Source organism: Niveispirillum fermenti, assembly GCF_052474395.1.
The window spans coordinates 41,342-57,926 of sequence record NZ_CP156678.1 but is presented as its reverse complement, the minus strand read 5'-3'; the positions used below and the strand labels follow the sequence as shown (position 1 = coordinate 57,926).

Below are 16,585 nucleotides of genomic sequence, written 5' to 3'. Positions count from 1 at the left end.
CGGCCCCGACATTAAGGATGCGGCGCTGGTGGTTTGCAGGGTCGGAAGAGCCGCGGGCCGCCGCCAAGGCGAGCCTGTGTGGCCGTCTCGCCCTCCCGCCCGGCAGCTTGTTTTCCGGGGACCTGTCACGGTTGATCAGGCAACCTGTGCCGCTTTGTTGGTGCTGCCATTGTATTGCGGACCTTGGATCGGGAACTTCCGTGCATCCCCTGCTATCGGCGGTTTCAGGTTACAGCAAGGGAAGGCAGGCATTATTGTAAGAAACCTGACATAACTTTCGTCTATGCCCCGCCGGACAATATTCACCCTTCCAGATGCATCTTCCAAAGGCCCCGTTTGATGCAGCCTGTGACTAATAACAGTTTCATCCTCCGGGGATTCGGGGTATGTGACGGTCGATGATGAACAGGCGGACGTGGCGAAACCGGTAGACGCAGCAGACTTTGATTGGAGTGCCCCGGTGGAAATGCCGGGAGTAGAACCGCTCAAATTCGGGGAACGCCGAGGGGTTTTCGACCCTGGCCAATCCCGAGCCAAGCCCGCCCCGGCGGGAAGGTGTAGAGACTAGACGGGCGGCACCTAAGGCCTTTCTCGCGAAGGCTATGGTGAAGGGATAGTCCAGACCACGAACACCCCCGGCCCCGGCCGGTGCGGCGGCGGCGGAAGCCGAAGTGGTAAGAAAATCTGCTTTCCACAGGAAGTGCGGGTTCGAGCCCCGCCGTCCGCACCATCATCCTGCCCGTCGAATGACAAATCTTCGGGATCGGTCTGGCTCATTGCCGCCGCCGCACCCCTGCGCGCGCTGCCGCTGGGACGGCGGGAGGGGGCCATCATCCGTTCTGTTCAAACATTCTGTTCAAAGGCGGGGTCTTTGGCGCGGCTGCGGAACCTTCCGTCATCCTGCGCGTTGGAATGGGTGTGACGACCTGTAGTGGAAGGAGATCGAAATGGCTTCCGTCAAGGAAAATGGTGATACGCTGAAGACCGGCAATGGTGCTGCTGCGGCCGCTGCGGCGCAGGATATCGAGGCGCAACTGGAGAAGCTGCGGGCCGACCTGTCGGCGCTGGCTTCCACGGTTGCGGCGAAGGGGGCGACCCAGGCCTCCAACTACAAGGCCCGGGTGCGTGAAATGGCCAGCGATGCCTTTGGTGCCTCGCAGGACGCCGTGAAGCATTTCGGTGACGAACTGGTTCATCTGGAAAAGAAGATGGAGCAGCAGGTGCGCGAACGGCCCGTGCGGTCGTTGGGCATTGCGGCTGCCGTCGGCTTCGCCCTGGCCCTGATCGCCGCCCGGCGCTGACGCGATGATCGGCCGCATTGCCGGCGTGCTGGCGCCCTTGCTGCTGCGCGAGGTGGTGGGCGGCACCGCGCGCCGCCTCGCTCATGACGTGGTCTGGTGGGTCGCGATCGGCTTCTTCGTCTTCGTGGCCTATGTCCTGGGCATGGTTGGCGGCTATCAATGGCTGGCAGAGCGGCACGGGTCGGCAGTGGGTCTGCTGGCGCTGGCCGGCATCAACCTGCTGGCCGGGCTGACCGCGCTGCTGGTGCGCCAGATCATTCAGCGCCGCAACGCGCGCAGGGAGGATGAGGAGGGCTTTCCGCTGCTGGACAATCTGGGGCCGGCCCTGGCCGCCCTGGCACCGCTGCTGCTGCGCTCGCCGCTGGCCGTCGCCATCCTGGTGGCGGTGGCGGTGGCCGGTTTCATGCCGTTCGGCGGTGACGATGACGGCGATGAATCCGCGTGTCCGCCCCGCGACTGACGTGGTAGCATTTCGCCCGTGAGGTGGTGTGCCGCCCTGTCGCGGGTGGCATGTCGCTTGAGGCATGTCGGGTCGAAGGGGGGGCGGATCATGGTTTCGGTTCCGGCTGGTGGTGTGGGTGCCTGGGCTGCACGCGCCACAAGCCTGTTCGCCGCCGGCTTCCAGGTCCGACCCGGCCAGGCCGGCACCGGGAGCGGGACCGGCAGTATTGCGGGGGCCGGGACGATGTCCTTAGGGGCGATGTCCTTAGGGACGATGACCTTGCAGGACTTCGTCGATCCCGAAACCCGCAAGAAGCTGGATGCGCAGCACAGCAATACCCAGTCCCTGATCCAGAAACTGGAAAGCGGTGGCGAGAACGCCAAGGAGGCTGCGGCCCGTAAGGCGGAGGAAGCCAAGCGCAAGCTGGAAATGCTGAAGATGCAGGCCCAGCTTGCCGCCGCTGCCGGTGACAGGAAGGCGGCCGCCCGCATCGCCAAGGAGGCGGCGCAGGTGGCCAAGGAGCTGGGACAGGCCGTCAAGGGCGGTGCGGGCGGCGGCGGTGCGGGCAGCGTCCAGGCCGGTGCCCAGGCCAATGCTTCCCAGGCCAGTGCATCGACGTCCGGCGGAGCCATCGCCGACACGGCCCCGGATGGGGTCGGGAATGCGCTCCCCGGCGCCACCAACCTTGCGCCGGCAGCGCCTGGGGGTGCATCTGAGGCAGCACCGGCACAGGTGCCTTCCGAAACCCCGGCGGGACCTGAACGGAGGGTTTCGTCTGTTCCGGCCCGTGGCGACAATTCTTCCGGTGATGGTGTCGGCGAAGGGGAGGCATCGGCGGCCCCGCCGCCCAGCGATGCCGGGCTCCCCGGCCTGTCCGGTGCCGACGCGGGGCGTGCGGGCCTCTCTGGAACAGAGCGGGAGCAGGCCGGCCGCGATGGCAATTTGCCCGAGGGTCTGGCCGAACGGCGCGACGCCATTTTGCGCGATGGCGCGGACCGCAAGGCGCAGGCGGAGTTCCAGGCCGAAATCCGCCGCATCATGGACGGCTTGCGCGCGGTCCACCGTCAGATGAAGGGGCTCGCCGAAAAGGACGGATCGGCGGGGATGAAAGCGCAGATGCAATCGGCAGCCCGTGACATGGCGGATGCCGATCATCTGGTCGATCAGGCTTTCGGCGGCGCTGGCGCCACGCCCTGGGCTGTGCCGTCGCCCGGTACGCCGGTCCCCCTTGACATAAGGGTCTGATGGCCGGGAGCCCGTCCCTGCGCTTTGCATGCCGTATCCGGGCTGCCTTTACACGACCTGACCGCGTGACCCGACCGCGTGCCTTGGGCGCGCCGTCCGCACAACCCTGCCGGTGGCAGGATGGGGGCGGGCGTTGGGTATCCCTTTGTCCATTCTCCTTGCCCTTTGGCCCGAATCCGGCCATGAAAGCCCTTGTCTTTTTCCGATATCAACGAGTGCAGAGACGATGGCTTACCGCATTCAGGGCGAGACGGGTGAGTGGGAGGTCGTGATCGGGCTGGAGGTTCATGCCCAGGTCATTTCCAATGCCAAACTGTTCAGCGGGGCCGCCACGGCCTTCGGCGCCGCCCCCAACAGCCAGGTGAGCTATGTCGATGCCGGCTTTCCCGGCATGCTGCCCGTGATCAATCAGTTCTGTGTCGAACAGGCCGTGAAGACCGGTCTTGGCCTGAAGGCGCAGATCAATCTGCGCAGCGTTTTCGACCGCAAGAACTATTTCTACGCCGACCTGCCATCGGGCTATCAGATCAGCCAGTTCAAGCAGCCCATCGTCGGCGAGGGCACGATCATCCTGGATCTGGCCGATGGCGCCACGCGCGAGGTCGGGATTGAGCGGCTGCATCTGGAAATGGATGCCGGCAAGTCGATGCATGACCAGCATCCGTCCAAGACCTATGTCGACCTGAACCGGGCCGGCGTGGCGCTGATGGAAATCGTGTCGAAGCCGGACATGCGCAGCCCGGAGGAAGCGGCAGCCTATCTGCGCAAGCTGCGGACCATCCTGCGCTATCTGGAAACCTGCGACGGCAACATGGAGGAAGGCTCCATGCGCTGCGACATCAACGTATCGGTGCGCAAGCCGGGCGGCCCACTGGGCACGCGCACGGAAACCAAGAACGTCAATTCCATCCGCTATGTGCAGCAGGCGATCGAGTATGAGGCGCAGCGGCAGATCGAGCTGATCGAGGAAGGGGGCGCGGTCGTCCAGGAAACCCGCCTGTGGGACCCGGGCCGGAACATCACCCGTTCCATGCGCTCCAAGGAAGAGGCGCACGATTATCGCTACTTCCCCGATCCCGACCTGCTGCCGCTGGTCCTGGAACAGGAACTGGTCGACCAGATCAAGACAACCCTGCCGGAACTGCCCGATGACAAGAAGGCCCGGTTCATGGAGCAGTACAAGCTGCCCGTCTATGATGCTGGCGTGCTGGTGGCCGAGAAGGCCCGCGGCGATTTCTACGAAGCCGTTGCCAAGGGTCGGGACCCGAAGGTCGCCGCCAATTTCGTCATCGGTGATCTGCTGGGCGCCCTGAACAAGACCGGGAAGGACATCACCGAGTCTCCGGTCAGCGCTACCGATCTTGGCGGCCTGATCGACCTGATCGCCGACAACACGATCTCGGGCCGTCTGGCCAAGGACGTGTTCGCCATCATGCTGGAGACGGGCAAGCCGGCCGCCGTGATCGTGGACGAGAAGGGGCTGCGCCAGGTGACGGACACCGGCGCCATCGATGCCGCCATCGCGGCGGTGATGGACGCCAACCCGGACAAGGTGGCCGAATATCGCAGTGGTAAGGACAAGCTGTTCGGCTTCTTCGTAGGGCAGGTGATGCGCGCCACACAGGGCAAGGCCAATCCTGCCCTGGTAAACGAGATACTGGCGGCCAAGTTGAAGGGCTGATCCGCCCTTTCCAGGCGACATGAGGAAAGGCCCCGGGGTTGTTGCCAGCCGCCGGGGCCTTTTTCATGTCGGCGCCCTCCGGCTTGCGGCGCACGGGCGCCGGGCCGGCAGTTGCCAGCCTATATGATACTATTTTGCCGTGATCAGAACCTATAGGTTCTGATCACGGCCCAACCGCCGGCGCCCACATTCGTGGGCGTGCGCCGGCGCCAACATTCGTGGGCTTGGCTGCGCCGCACGAGCGGCGCGGCGTCAGTCAAAAATTCATGCCCCTTGGCTCAGCTATTGGCGCCGCTGGTCACCAGTTTCGTGATCTGCTTTGCCCAGCGGCGGGTGAACCGGTCCGCATCGCCATAGATCGTGTAGGTGTTGACGTTGTCGGGGAAGGGCAGGCCCATATCGGCATCCGCAATCACAGCGACGATCTGGCCCGACTGGCTGTCGCTCAGCACGGCCTGGAAGGCGGCCCGGCCCACGGAATAGACGCGGTCGATGTAACCCCCGCCCCGCGCCTTCTCCGCATGGAAAGACCGGTTCGGCACATAATCGGTAAAGGTGATGGCCATCTTCAGCACCCCCGGCCCCGGCTCGGTCACCAGCGCGGCGCCCAGTTCCTCCTTCAGCCGTTCCGCCATGTATTCCACGGCATGGTCACGGTCGCGCACGGACAGCAGCACTTCATCGGAGCGGCGCTCCACGGCTGCGTCGATGGGTGCCAGGATCACCTTGCCATAAGAGGCCAGGTTGACACCGGGCCGCACGAAGACCTTGTCCAGCGTGGAATGGTCCTGCTCGGTCAGCCCCTCGGTCGGCAGGGGCGGTGCCTTCTGCGAAGGCAGCGAACTCCAGGCATTCTGCGCGGACGCGGTTCCGGTCAGCAGCGTCAGGCCCAGCAGGCCGGCGACCGCCCCGGAGAGCAACCGGTTGGTTTTGGCACGAATCATGGTTGTTTCTGTGGTGTTGCAGGGCTTTTCATGTCCGAACATGAGTTCGAACTCCATAAGGTGCGCGAGGGTCCATCCCCCGCGCAAAGCCGCAGATCTGCGGCGATTGGCCGGACCGCCCCCGTTCCGGTCGTGCCACGGCGACAGGCCGCGATCACCTTTTTAGAATGGGACGTCGCAGCCCCGTTGACAAGCCCGCTTCATGTCACTAAACACCCGTCTCACCGAAGCGATCCCGGCCCTGCCGGCCATCGCGACACGGTGCGGAGGGGTGGCCGAGCGGCTGAAGGCAACGGTTTGCTAAACCGTCATACCGGGAAACTGGTATCGTGGGTTCGAATCCCATCCCCTCCGCCATGTGCGGCCGGGTCCGGGCTGATCCCCCGGGTGGTGGCGGGCAAATATCTGGATGGTCTGCCGCGCTCTATCGGCAATCGGCGATGCTGGCCCGTGAGGGCATCGAGATCGAGCGCGCCACCCTGGCCGACTGGGTGGGGTACGCGGCCTGATGGGTGACGCCGCTGGCCGAACGGGCCGGAGCCCATTTGCGGGGTGCCCCGGGCACCCATACCGACGGCACACCCGTGGCGGTGCTGGTCCCGGGACAGGGGCGCACCCGGACAGGTCGGCTCTGGACCTATCTGGTGGATGAGCGGCCCTATGCAATACGCCTTCAGCCACATCGCAAACCGCAGAAGCGCTGCTGCCTAAGAACAGAAAACACGTGGGGAACAGCTGACGCTTGCGCTGAACTGCCGTGCGATCTTCGATCATCCCTGGCAGGTGCCCGTCGTGTCGGCATTCCGCCGTACCCCTGCGACTTTTCGTGCAGGACACCTAGTTTCCTGCGTCATTTGATTTATCGCAACGCGCGCCGCATGGCGCAGGCCTAGGGTACGGTCACGGTGGGTTGGCCACCGAACTGTTCAAGACCGTTTCCAAGGGGTGCCCCGATGGCCGGGCCGGAGACATTGCTGGAGAAGGCGGCGGCTGCCGATGCGGCGCAGGCCGCCTTTGAAAAGGGGTCGGCGCAGGCCGCATTTGAAAAGAGGTCGGTGCAGGCCGCGGCCGCGGCCGAGGCAGGGGCGGCGCGCAGAGGCGCGCCTGTGCCCAAGGCGGCGGCGGTACCGCCGCCGTCACTCTATGCCTCCCGCGTCAAGGTCCAGCCCCGGTCGGTCACCGGTAAATATCGGACCATCAAATGGTCGGTCCTGGCCTTCTGTCTGGCCATCTATTATCTGGCGCCGTGGATCCGCTGGGACCGTGGGCCGGATGCGCCGGGTCAGGCGCTGCTGATCGACATGACGGCCCCCCGTGCCTACCTGTTCGGGATCGAGATCTGGCCGCAGGAGGTCTATTTCATCACGGGCCTGCTGGTGCTGGGCGCGCTGGGCCTGTTCCTTGTCACCTCGCTGTTCGGCCGGCTCTGGTGCGGCTATGCCTGTCCGCAGACGGTCTGGACCGACCTGTTCATGCTGGTCGAGCGCTGGGTGGAGGGAGACCGGGGCGCCCGCATCCGCCTGGACAAGGCGCCGATGAGCCTGAACAAGGCCGTAAAGCGCGGGACCAAGCATGCGCTCTGGCTGCTGATCGCGCTGGCGACGGGTGGTGCCTGGGCGCTCTATTTCAATGATGCGCCGACCTTCGTGGTGGATTTCTTCACGGGCCGGGCCACGCTGATCCAGTATTTCTTTGTCGGCCTGTTCACGGCGACGACCTATGTGCTGGCCGGCTGGGCACGCGAGCAGGTCTGCACCTATATGTGCCCCTGGCCCCGCTTCCAGGCGGCCATGCTGGACGACCAGTCCATGGTCGTCACCTATGAGCGCTGGCGCGGGGAGAAGCGCGGCCCGCACAAGGCGGGGACAGGCTGGGAAGGCCGGGGCGACTGCATCGATTGCGGTCAATGCGTGGCCGTCTGTCCCACGGGCATCGATATCCGCGACGGGCTGCAGCTTGAATGCATCGGCTGCGGCCTGTGCATCGATGCCTGCAACGAGATCATGGCCAAGGTGGGCCGCCCCCGCGACCTGATCACCTTCGACACCGAGGCGCGCCAGCAGGCCCGCGCGCGCGGCGGAGAGGCGAAGTGGCGGCTGCTGCGGCCGCGCATCGTGATCTATGCCGTGCTGCTGGCCCTGGTGGGCGCCGTGATGCTGGCGGCGCTGATGACGCGCACCACGGTGGAGGTGAATGTGCAGCGCGACCGCGCGCCGCTGTTCGTCATGCTGTCGGATGGCGGCATCCGCAACGGCTATACGCTGAAGGTGCTGAACAAGCGGCGGGAGGCTGTGGATTTCCTTCTGGCGCTGAAGGGCCTGCCGGGCGCGCAGCTGCTGGTGCAGGATGTCGGCGTGGCCGATGACGGCCAGTCCGTCATCCTGCATGCCAAGCCCGACAAGGTGGCCAGCTTCCGCGTCTTCGTCACGGCCGCGCCGGACGGGGCGCGGGACGAGCGCCGGGAGATCGAATTCGTGCTGACCAACCCGGTACGTGGGGAGGGCGACGCCTATGACGCGGTGTTCGTCAGTCCCCATACGGCCGGCCGGCCAAGGAACTGAGGATATGACCATGACCGCCGAACAACCGCGCAAGAGCGCCTGGATTCCCTGGGTCTTCGTCGGGGCGATGATGGTGGTCATCATCGTCAATGCGGTGATGGTGACCTATGCCCTTAAATCCTATTCGGGTCTCGCCGTGGAAAAGCCCTATGAGCGGGGCGTGCGCTACAACGAGGTGCTGGCCGTTCAGCGCGGGCAGGATGCCCTGGGCTGGCGTGTATCCGTGACGGTGGAGCCGGGACGGCTGATCCTGCGTCTGGCCGACCGCGACGGCAACCCGCTGGAACGCACGGGCGTCACCGCCCGGCTGGAACGCCCCGTCGGGACGGACGCGCCCCTGCCCCTGGCCTTCACCCACCAGGGGGGCGGGGTGTTCGAGGCGCCGCTGGGTGATTTGCCGCATCCGGGGCAGTGGGACGTGAAGGCCGCGCTGCGCCATGGCGACGACCAGTATCTGCTGGTACATCGGATCGTGGTGACGAAATGACATTTGCCGCGGCCCTTTCCGCCGGACCGCAGACCGCCTGCATCCATTGCGGGCAGCCGGTCGTTGACGGATCGCGCTTCTGCTGTGCCGGATGCGCGGGGGCCCATGCGCTGATCCATGATCTGGGCCTTGATGCCTATTACGCCCGGCGCGATGTGGCCGCACCCGCCCCGGCGGGGGAGGCGGCGGCACCGCTGGACCTGTCATCGGCCGTGGAGACGATGCCCGATGGCGGCCTTTGCCTGCGCCTGGTCGTGGATGGTGTGACCTGCGGGGCCTGCGTCTGGTTGATCGAAAGCGCCCTGCGCCGGGAAGACGGGGTGGCGGCGGCCCGTGTCAACCTGACCACACGGCGGCTGACCGTGACATGGCAGGGCGGACCCGACAGGGCGGAGCAACTGGCCGCCATCGTCCGCCGCCTGGGCTATCGCCCCGCCGTGGCCGGAAGCGATACGGGCGATGACCCGCAGAAACGGTCCGAACGCGAACTGGTGCGCGCCATGGCCGTGGCGGGGTTCGGCATGATGAACATCATGCTGCTGTCCGTTTCCGTCTGGTCGGGACATGCCGGCAGCATGGGCGAGGCGACCCGCACCCTGATGCACTGGCTGTCGGCGCTGATCGCCCTGCCCGTTGTGGGCTATGCCGCGCGGCCGTTCTTCCGCTCGGCCCTGACCGCGCTGCGGGCCGGGCGTTCCAACATGGACGTTCCCATCTCGCTGGGCGTGACACTGGCCGTCACGGTCAGCCTGTGGGAGACGGCACGGCATGGGGAACATGCCTATTTCGATGGCGCCGTCATGCTGCTGTTCTTCCTGCTGGTCGGGCGTTTCCTGGATGCGCGCGCACGGGGACGGGCACGCTCGGCGGCCGAGCATCTGCTGGCGCTGGGCCGGGCACCCGTCATGGTGCTGAACGGGGAAGGGGCGGCCGTGCCCATGGCACCGGCCCAGGTGCCCGTCGGCGCCACGGTGCTGGTGGCGGCGGGAGAGCGCATCGGCATCGACGGGACGGTGGCCGACGGGGTTTCGGACATCGATAGCGCCGTGGTCACCGGTGAAAGCCAGCCACAGCCGGCCCGGCCCGGCGACCGTTTGTTTGCCGGGATGGTCAACCTGACGGCCCCGCTGCGCCTGACCGTGACGGCCCGGGGCGAGGGCACGCTGCTGGCCGAGATCGTGCGGCTGATGGAGGCGGCGGAACAGGGCCGGGCGCGGTTCGTCGCCCTGGCCGACCGGGTGGCGCGTTCCTATACCCCCGTGGTCCATACAGCCGCGCTGGCCACATTCCTGGTGTGGGTCATCTGGGTCGGCATCGCCTGGCAGCAGGCCCTGTTCATCGCCGTGGCCGTCCTGATCATCACCTGTCCCTGTGCCCTGGCGCTGGCCGTGCCGGCCGTGCAGGTGGTGGCAACGGGCCGGCTGATGCGCAGCGGCATCCTGCTGAAATCCGCGACCGCCCTGGAACGGCTGGCGCGCATCGATACCATCGTCTTCGACAAGACGGGCACGCTGACCCTGGGCCGTCCCGACCTGCTGCCCGATCCGGGGCGTGATCCGGCCGACCTGGAACTGGCCGCCACGCTGGCGCGCGGCAGCCGGCACCCCCTGTCCCGCGCCATCGCGCGGGCGGCGGGACAGGGGTCTGTGGCGGAAGGCGTGCGGGAAGTGCCCGGCGCCGGCCTGGAATGGCGGGGACCGGACGGCGTCGTACGGCTGGGCCGGCGCGGCTTCGTGGGGCCGGTCCCCCTGCCGGGGGGCCTGGTCGAAGGTCCTGAACTGTGGCTGGCCCGGCCGGGCCGGCCGCCGCAGCGCTTCACCTTCGCCGATGCGCTGCGCCCCGATGCCATCACTGTGGTGGAGGGATTGCGACGCCGCGGCTACCGGCTGGCCCTGCTCTCCGGTGACCGGGAACCCGTGGTGGCTTCCATGGCCCGGCGTCTGGGCATCGTGGAATGGCAGGCGGGCGTGGATCCGGCCGGCAAGGCCGCCGCCCTGGCTGCCATGAAGGCGCAAGGGCGACAGGTGCTGATGGTGGGCGACGGGCTGAACGATGCGGCGGCGCTGTCGGCTGCCGATGTCTCCGCCTCCCCCGGTTCCGCCGTGGACGTGGCGCAGACGGCCGCCGATGCGGTGTTCCAGGGTGACCGGCTGGCCCCCGTCGCGGAATTGCTGGCTGTGGCCCGCGGCGCCGACCGGCTGGTGGTCCAGAATCTCGGTTTCTCGCTTCTTTACAATTTGTGCGCCGTGCCTATCGCCATGCTGGGGCACGCCACACCGCTGATCGCGGCGCTGGCCATGTCCAGTTCGTCGCTGGTGGTGCTGGGCAATTCGCTGCGCCTGTCGCGCCGCCGCCGCAAGGGAGTGACGCCATGAACAGTCTGCTGTTCCTGATCCCCATCGCGCTGGGCATGGGGCTGGCCGGTCTGGCGGCCTTCCTGTGGTCGGTACGCAGCGGTCAGTTCGAGGATCTGGACGGGGCCGGCGCCCGCGTCCTGTTCGATGACGGGCAGCCCCTGCCGCCCGCCCAAACCCCCGTTCAACCGAAGGAGAGGTCAAATGCATAACATCGTTCTGCGCCTGCTGGGTGCCGGGCTGGGCTTTCTGGGACTGTTCATGGCGGCCGGGGCCGTCGATTCCGGCATGTTCCTGGGTGGCATGCTGTTCACCCTGTTCGGCGTCGCCCTGAATTTCTGGCTGATCGCCCAGGATTATCCATCGCATGGCGGCATGTCGGAACATACCGGCGCGTCTTGACGAGAGGGGCGCCCGCCGGGGCATCTGAACGGCAGCGCCGTCCGATGCCCCGGAGGTCCTATGATGGATGCCTACTGTCCTTTTGGGCACTTGACGGAAAATACATTCGAAGTCTTCCTAATTTCGATATAGATTGATTGTGGATCGACTGCGAACAACGCAGCGCCGGACCGGGTGTCGGATGGGGATACAACAGGTCGAGGAAGAGGTCTGCTGGCCGCGGGTATTGCGCATGCTGCGCGGGACCCGCTTCTGGACTTGCGCGCAACTGGCGGCCCAGTTGAAGGTGCCCCTGGCCCGCCTGCGGGCGTGGGAGGATGGCAGCGATGTTCCGGACCCCGGCTCGCAGCGTCTGGTACGCGACCTGATCGGCCTGGCGGTGGAGGATGTGCGGCTGGCCGACATGGTGCGCGGGGGCAACGCCCATCGCTACCTGTTCCGTACCGACCGCCCTCCGCAGGCCGGCAAGCCCAGCCGTATCCTGGAGGTCAGCGAGACGCTGGTCACCGATCAGCCCTATGGCCGCGAGGTGTTCTTTGCCCCGCGCACGGCCCAGCAGGCCGACCTTACGGCCGAATTGGACGATTTGCTGAACAGCCAGGGCCGCTTCTATGGCGGTGAAATGGTCATGGCAACGGTGCGGGCCATCTGGCTGCAATATGTGCCGGGCGGCATGACGGTGCGCCATGCGCTGACCCGCTGGGTTCCCATGCGGCTGCCGGACGGCACACCCGTCTGCCTTTATGAGCGCCGCACCGTCACACCGTCTGCCTTCATGGCGCTGCCGGCCACGCCCATCTTCACGCCACTGGACGCGCTTGTCGGCTGATCGTTACATCCGCCGCGCCTCCCGCCCCGATTGACGCCCCCCCGCCGATTGGCTAGAGCGGGGATGGTGCCGGACGGCGGTAAAGCGGGAGACGGATGATGACGGACAGCGGGCATCCAGGGGCTGAGCCGGTGGCCCCGCGGCTTCTGCTGCTGCCGCTGGAGACGGTCCGTCCGCGACCCGACCAGCCGCGCCGCCATTTCAATATGGATGCCATGGATGAGTTGTCGGCCAGCTTGGCGCGGGTCGGGCTGCTGCACCCGCTGCTGGTGCGGGAGACGCGCGACGGCGGCCTGTTCGAGATCGTTTCGGGCGAACGGCGCTGGCGTGCCGCCCGCCGTCTGGGCTGGGTGGAGATACCCGCCCTGCTGACCCGTGGCGATGTCGACGAGATCAGCCTGATCGAGAATCTTCAGCGCCAGGATCTGAACGCGCTGGAGGAAGCCGCCGCCCTGCAGCGCCTGATGGACAAGCACCATTACACGCAGGAGGCGCTGGGCCAGGCCGTGGGGCGCAGCCAGGGACAGATCAGTTCCACCCTGCGCCTTCTGACCCTTCACCCGGACATCCTGCGGGCCTACCCGGAGCAGGAACGGCAGGTTTCACGCTCCATGCTGGTGGAACTGGCCACCATTGACGAGCCGGAACGGCAGGTGGCCCTGTGGCAGCGGGCTTGCGACGGAACCCTGACGGTCCGCGCCATCCGGGCGGAGAAGGCCGTCGCCCGCCCGGCGAATCCGGCGGGAGACGAGGCGCCGGCTGACCGGCTGACCGTGGCCCTGCGGCAGGTGGACCGCACCGTGACCATGCTGGAGCAACTGCGGCCCGCCCCGGCGAACCTGACCGACGGCCAGCGCGCCCACCTGCTGGCGCTGTCCCGGCGCATCAACGCGCTGATCGATTGATGTTGCGGCGCAACAAATCTTCCAATTCGGATGCGCGGCGATGAATTTGCATTGCCGCGCCTGTCCGTCATCCGCATCCTGTCGGCCGACAAGACGGGATTGTGCAACGGGAGGGGGCCCATGCGGCATGTTCGGTCGGCCCTGGCGGTATTCCAGGGGCAGGCAGAGGATCTGTCGCGCATTTTCGCGGCCGCCTGCCGGGATATCGTGGAGAATCTGGCCGTCAGCAGCGGCAGCGTCTGGTTCTTCGATGATGAGGGGCGGACCATCGAATGCGTGGCGCTGTTTGATGCGCGCGATGCCCGGCTGCTGCAGGGGACATACCTGCGCGAGGCCGATTGCGCCCCTTATTTCAATGCCTTGAAACGCGATCACCGCGTTGTGGCCGACGATGCGCGCACCCATCCGTCCACGCGGGGGCTGGGGGTCTATCTGCTGCATCGTGATGTGCATTCGTTGCTGGACCACGTGGTCTGCGCCGATGGCCGTCCCGTGGCCGTCCTGTGCTGTGAACAGGCCGCGCGCCCGCGTCACTGGTCGGATGATGATGCCGCCTATCTCCAGCAGATGGCCATCACGCTGGGGGTCGCCGTCGACCTTCTTGCCCAGCAGCGCCGCCGGGCGGGTTAACGCGCCCCTTTTGTTGCGCTGCACAAATATGCCAATGGTTTCAAGCCTCTGGACCTTGGTCGCAACGACCAAGGTCGGGGCTGCGTTAACCTTCATCCTGCCACATCGTTGCAGCCTCTAACCGATCCGGGGCCAAGAACAGGTCGACCCGTGGGGCGGCGCATAAGATCGCCGGGCCGGTTGCGTCAACAGCACATGAGCGATCGAGGGAGGGCACATGGCAGAGGTTGCAGTGGGCGGCAAGGCAGCCCCGCCGCCGATGACCAAGGAAGAGAAGAAGGTGATTTTCGCCTCTTCGCTTGGCACGGTGTTCGAATGGTATGATTTCTACCTTTACGGCTCGCTGGCGGCCGTCATCGCCAAGCAGTTCTTCTCCGGCGTGAACGATACGGCGGCGATGATCTTCGCGCTGCTGGCCTTTGCCGCCGGCTTCTTCGTGCGTCCGTTCGGCGCGCTGGTGTTCGGCCGCCTGGGCGACATGATCGGGCGTAAATACACCTTCCTCGTCACCATCCTGATCATGGGCGCATCGACCTTTATCGTCGGTATCCTGCCCAATTATGCCACCATCGGCATCGCCGCCCCGATCATCCTGATCATCCTGCGCATGTTGCAGGGGCTGGCGCTGGGTGGTGAATATGGCGGTGCCGCCACCTATGTCGCCGAACATGCCCCGCATGGCCGCCGCGGCAACTACACCTCCTGGATCCAGACCACGGCGACGCTGGGCCTGTTCCTGTCGCTGCTGGTGATCCTGACCTGCCGCATCTCCATGTCGCCGGAAGCGTTCGACGATTGGGGCTGGCGTATTCCGTTCCTGCTGTCCATCGCGCTGCTGGGCATTTCCGTCTGGATCCGCCTGATGCTGAATGAAAGCCCCGCCTTCAAGAAGATGAAGGAGGAGGGCAAGCATTCCAAGGCGCCGCTGACGGAAGCGTTCGGCAACTGGAAGAACCTGAAGGTCGTGATCCTGGCCCTGGTCGGTCTGGTCGCCGGTCAGGCGGTGGTCTGGTACACGGGCCAGTTCTACGCGCTGTTCTTCCTCACATCGACATTGAAGGTGGATGCCTATACGGCGAACCTGCTGATCGCCACGGCCCTGCTGATCGGCACGCCCTTCTTCGTGATCTTCGGCAGCCTGTCGGACCGCATCGGCCGCAAGCCGATCATCATGGCGGGCCTGGCGCTGGCCATCGTCACCTACTTCCCGATCTTCAAGGGCATCACCCATTTCGCCAATCCCGAACTGGAACAGGCCGTCGCCACGTCGCCGGTCGTCGTGTTCGCCGACCCGAACCAGTGTTCCTTCCAGTTCAACCCGGTCGGCACCTCCAAATTCACCAGTTCCTGCGACATCGCCAAATCGGCGCTGGTGAAGAAGGGCGTGCCCTACAGCAACGAGGCGGCCCCGGCCGGCGCCCTGACCCAGATCCGGGTCGGCAGCGTCGTCATCGACAGCTATGACGGCTCCGGTGCCGCCACCAAGACGGAAGTGTCACTGCATGGCCCGGCCCACAGCAGTGCCGCCCCGGCCGACCCGGCTTCCACCGCCGCCGCCTTCGACCGTGCGCTCAGCACGGCCCTGAACGAAGCGGGTTACCCGGCCAAGGCCAATCCGGACAAGATTAACAAGCCCATGGTCGTGGTGCTGCTGTCCATCCTGGTCATCTACGTGACCCTTGTGTATGGCCCCATCGCCGCCATGCTGGTGGAAATGTTCCCGACCCGCATCCGGTACACCTCGATGTCGCTGCCCTATCACATCGGCAATGGCTGGTTCGGCGGGTTCCTGCCGGCCACCAGCCTGGCCATCGTGGCAGCCACGGGCGACATCTATTCCGGCCTCTGGTATCCCATCATCGTCGCCGCCGCCACGCTGGTCATCGGCCTGCTGTTCGTGCGGGAAACGAAGGACGTGGATATCTACAAGGACGATTGATCATCCGATCCTGGCGGTTTCCCCTCTGAACTATTGGGCGGGTGGCATAACGCTACCCGCCCTATTCTTTTTTTTGGAAATGACTGCTTGCGTCCTTGTCCTGATTGCGCATGATTCCCTAGTTGAAAAAGGCGGCGGGACAGCCGCTGGCAAGCGAACCGTCCGGGAGGGGCCCTGCGTATGGCGATCCGCATTCTGGTGGCTGACGATCATCCGTTGATGCGGGCGGCCCTGTGCCAGTCGGTCGCGGGAACGCTGCCCGACCTTTCCACGGTGGAGGCATCCAGTTTCGATGAGGTGGAAGCGGTGCTGAAGCGGGAGGGTGCCATCGACGCCATTCTGCTGGACCTGCACATGCCGGGCATGAACGGGCTGATCGGGCTGGCCCTGTTGCGCAATGAACATCCGGCCATTCCCGTCATCGTGGTTTCCGCGTCGGAGGATGCGGCCACCATCCACCGCGCCATGGAATATGGCGCCTCCGGCTTCGTGCCGAAATCGGCCCCCATCACCCATATCGGGGAGGCGATCGGCGCCGTGCTGGACGGGGCGGTATGGCTGCCCACGGGCAGCGGCACCCCATCGGCCGCCCCCGTCGCCGATGCCGACATGGCGGCGCGCGTCGCCGGCCTGACACCGCAGCAACTGCGCGTGCTGGCCGGCATCGCTGAAGGCAAGCTGAACAAGCAGATCGCCTATGAGATGGGCGTGGTGGAAACCACGGTGAAGGCGCATGTCACCGTCATCCTGCGCCGTCTGGGCGTGGTCAGCCGGACCCAGGCGGCCATCGTGGCCAGCAAGCTGGCACTGACCCCCGCCGAACCGCAGGCAGAAGCCAGTTGAACGGCGGCCAGCGGGGCTCCCC

15 protein-coding genes, 1 tRNA gene and 1 pseudogene are annotated in these 16,585 nt (G+C 66.2%); 16 read left to right on the top strand and 1 reads right to left on the bottom strand.

Annotated elements, in window-relative coordinates; genetic code table 11:
* Positions 1-947: 947 nt before the first annotated feature.
* From ABC728_RS00270 to gatB, 4 genes are all read left to right on the top strand, one after another.
* Complete coding sequence (locus tag ABC728_RS00270; protein ID WP_416620218.1) at positions 948-1,301, top strand: DUF883 family protein; 354 nt, start codon at positions 948-950, stop codon at positions 1,299-1,301.
* A 4-nt stretch (positions 1,302-1,305) separates the two neighbouring features.
* A complete protein-coding gene (locus ABC728_RS00265; RefSeq protein WP_416620219.1) occupies positions 1,306-1,761 on the top strand; it encodes a hypothetical protein in 456 nt (151 codons plus the stop codon).
* Between the two features lie 255 nt (positions 1,762-2,016).
* The gene (locus ABC728_RS00260; protein ID WP_445376290.1) at positions 2,017-2,988 is read left to right on the top strand and encodes a hypothetical protein; all 972 of its coding nucleotides are present in this window, start codon (positions 2,017-2,019) and stop codon (positions 2,986-2,988) included.
* 226 nt (positions 2,989-3,214) lie between these two features.
* Positions 3,215-4,669, top strand: a complete 1,455-nt coding sequence (gene gatB, locus ABC728_RS00255) for an Asp-tRNA(Asn)/Glu-tRNA(Gln) amidotransferase subunit GatB (RefSeq protein WP_416620221.1) — start codon at positions 3,215-3,217, stop codon at positions 4,667-4,669.
* 278 nt (positions 4,670-4,947) lie between these two features.
* Here gatB and ABC728_RS00250 read toward each other — a convergent pair whose 3' ends face one another.
* Positions 4,948-5,613 (bottom strand): DUF3313 family protein, encoded by a 666-nt coding sequence (locus ABC728_RS00250; protein ID WP_416620222.1) that lies wholly within the window; start codon positions 5,611-5,613, stop codon positions 4,948-4,950.
* A gap of 265 nt (positions 5,614-5,878) precedes the next feature.
* Here ABC728_RS00250 and ABC728_RS00245 point away from each other — a divergent pair.
* The 12 genes and pseudogenes from ABC728_RS00245 (at position 5,879) to ABC728_RS00190 (ending at position 16,563) form a co-directional block, all read left to right on the top strand.
* Positions 5,879-5,970 (top strand) — tRNA-Ser (locus ABC728_RS00245).
* Positions 5,970-6,506 (top strand): annotated as a pseudogene (locus tag ABC728_RS00240) (IS66 family transposase). The gene ABC728_RS00245 and the pseudogene ABC728_RS00240 overlap by 1 nt, the downstream one beginning before the upstream one ends.
* A gap of 60 nt (positions 6,507-6,566) precedes the next feature.
* On the top strand, positions 6,567-8,174 hold the full coding sequence (ccoG, locus tag ABC728_RS00235) for a cytochrome c oxidase accessory protein CcoG (protein WP_416620223.1): 1,608 nt from the start codon (positions 6,567-6,569) through the stop codon (positions 8,172-8,174).
* A 10-nt stretch (positions 8,175-8,184) separates the two neighbouring features.
* The gene (locus ABC728_RS00230) at positions 8,185-8,661 is read left to right on the top strand and encodes a FixH family protein (RefSeq protein ID WP_416620224.1); all 477 of its coding nucleotides are present in this window, start codon (positions 8,185-8,187) and stop codon (positions 8,659-8,661) included.
* The gene (locus ABC728_RS00225; protein ID WP_416620225.1) at positions 8,658-11,036 is read left to right on the top strand and encodes a heavy metal translocating P-type ATPase; all 2,379 of its coding nucleotides are present in this window, start codon (positions 8,658-8,660) and stop codon (positions 11,034-11,036) included. The genes ABC728_RS00230 and ABC728_RS00225 overlap by 4 nt, the downstream gene beginning before the upstream one ends.
* Positions 11,033-11,227 (top strand): cbb3-type cytochrome oxidase assembly protein CcoS, encoded by a 195-nt coding sequence (ccoS, locus tag ABC728_RS00220; RefSeq protein WP_416620226.1) that lies wholly within the window; start codon positions 11,033-11,035, stop codon positions 11,225-11,227. Before ABC728_RS00225 ends, ccoS begins: the two co-directional genes overlap by 4 nt.
* Positions 11,220-11,417, top strand: a complete 198-nt coding sequence (locus ABC728_RS00215) for a hypothetical protein (protein WP_416620227.1) — start codon at positions 11,220-11,222, stop codon at positions 11,415-11,417. The genes ccoS and ABC728_RS00215 overlap by 8 nt, the downstream gene beginning before the upstream one ends.
* Positions 11,418-11,598: 181 nt before the next feature.
* Positions 11,599-12,246: a hypothetical protein gene (locus ABC728_RS00210; RefSeq protein ID WP_445376289.1), complete on the top strand. Its 648-nt coding sequence runs from the start codon at positions 11,599-11,601 to the stop codon at positions 12,244-12,246.
* Positions 12,247-12,377: 131 nt separating this feature from the next.
* On the top strand, positions 12,378-13,151 hold the full coding sequence (locus ABC728_RS00205; protein ID WP_445376288.1) for a ParB/RepB/Spo0J family partition protein: 774 nt from the start codon (positions 12,378-12,380) through the stop codon (positions 13,149-13,151).
* Between the two features lie 51 nt (positions 13,152-13,202).
* Positions 13,203-13,781, top strand: a complete 579-nt coding sequence (locus tag ABC728_RS00200) for a GAF domain-containing protein (protein ID WP_445376287.1) — start codon at positions 13,203-13,205, stop codon at positions 13,779-13,781.
* Between the two features lie 217 nt (positions 13,782-13,998).
* The gene (locus tag ABC728_RS00195) at positions 13,999-15,720 is read left to right on the top strand and encodes an MFS transporter (protein ID WP_416620231.1); all 1,722 of its coding nucleotides are present in this window, start codon (positions 13,999-14,001) and stop codon (positions 15,718-15,720) included.
* A 180-nt stretch (positions 15,721-15,900) separates the two neighbouring features.
* Complete coding sequence (locus tag ABC728_RS00190; protein ID WP_416620232.1) at positions 15,901-16,563, top strand: response regulator; 663 nt, start codon at positions 15,901-15,903, stop codon at positions 16,561-16,563.
* Positions 16,564-16,585: the final 22 nt, after the last annotated feature.

Coding starts and splice junctions, on each gene's coding strand:
- ABC728_RS00270 (WP_416620218.1), top strand. CDS start 948: ATGGCTTCCGTCAAGGAAAATGGTGATACGCTGAAGACCGGCAATGGT.
- ABC728_RS00265 (WP_416620219.1), top strand. CDS start 1,306: ATGATCGGCCGCATTGCCGGCGTGCTGGCGCCCTTGCTGCTGCGCGAG.
- ABC728_RS00260 (WP_445376290.1), top strand. CDS start 2,017: ATGACCTTGCAGGACTTCGTCGATCCCGAAACCCGCAAGAAGCTGGAT.
- gatB (WP_416620221.1), top strand. CDS start 3,215: ATGGCTTACCGCATTCAGGGCGAGACGGGTGAGTGGGAGGTCGTGATC.
- ABC728_RS00250 (WP_416620222.1), bottom strand. CDS start 5,613: ATGATTCGTGCCAAAACCAACCGGTTGCTCTCCGGGGCGGTCGCCGGC.
- ccoG (WP_416620223.1), top strand. CDS start 6,567: ATGGCCGGGCCGGAGACATTGCTGGAGAAGGCGGCGGCTGCCGATGCG.
- ABC728_RS00230 (WP_416620224.1), top strand. CDS start 8,185: ATGACCGCCGAACAACCGCGCAAGAGCGCCTGGATTCCCTGGGTCTTC.
- ABC728_RS00225 (WP_416620225.1), top strand. CDS start 8,658: ATGACATTTGCCGCGGCCCTTTCCGCCGGACCGCAGACCGCCTGCATC.
- ccoS (WP_416620226.1), top strand. CDS start 11,033: ATGAACAGTCTGCTGTTCCTGATCCCCATCGCGCTGGGCATGGGGCTG.
- ABC728_RS00215 (WP_416620227.1), top strand. CDS start 11,220: ATGCATAACATCGTTCTGCGCCTGCTGGGTGCCGGGCTGGGCTTTCTG.
- ABC728_RS00210 (WP_445376289.1), top strand. CDS start 11,599: ATGGGGATACAACAGGTCGAGGAAGAGGTCTGCTGGCCGCGGGTATTG.
- ABC728_RS00195 (WP_416620231.1), top strand. CDS start 13,999: ATGGCAGAGGTTGCAGTGGGCGGCAAGGCAGCCCCGCCGCCGATGACC.
- ABC728_RS00190 (WP_416620232.1), top strand. CDS start 15,901: ATGGCGATCCGCATTCTGGTGGCTGACGATCATCCGTTGATGCGGGCG.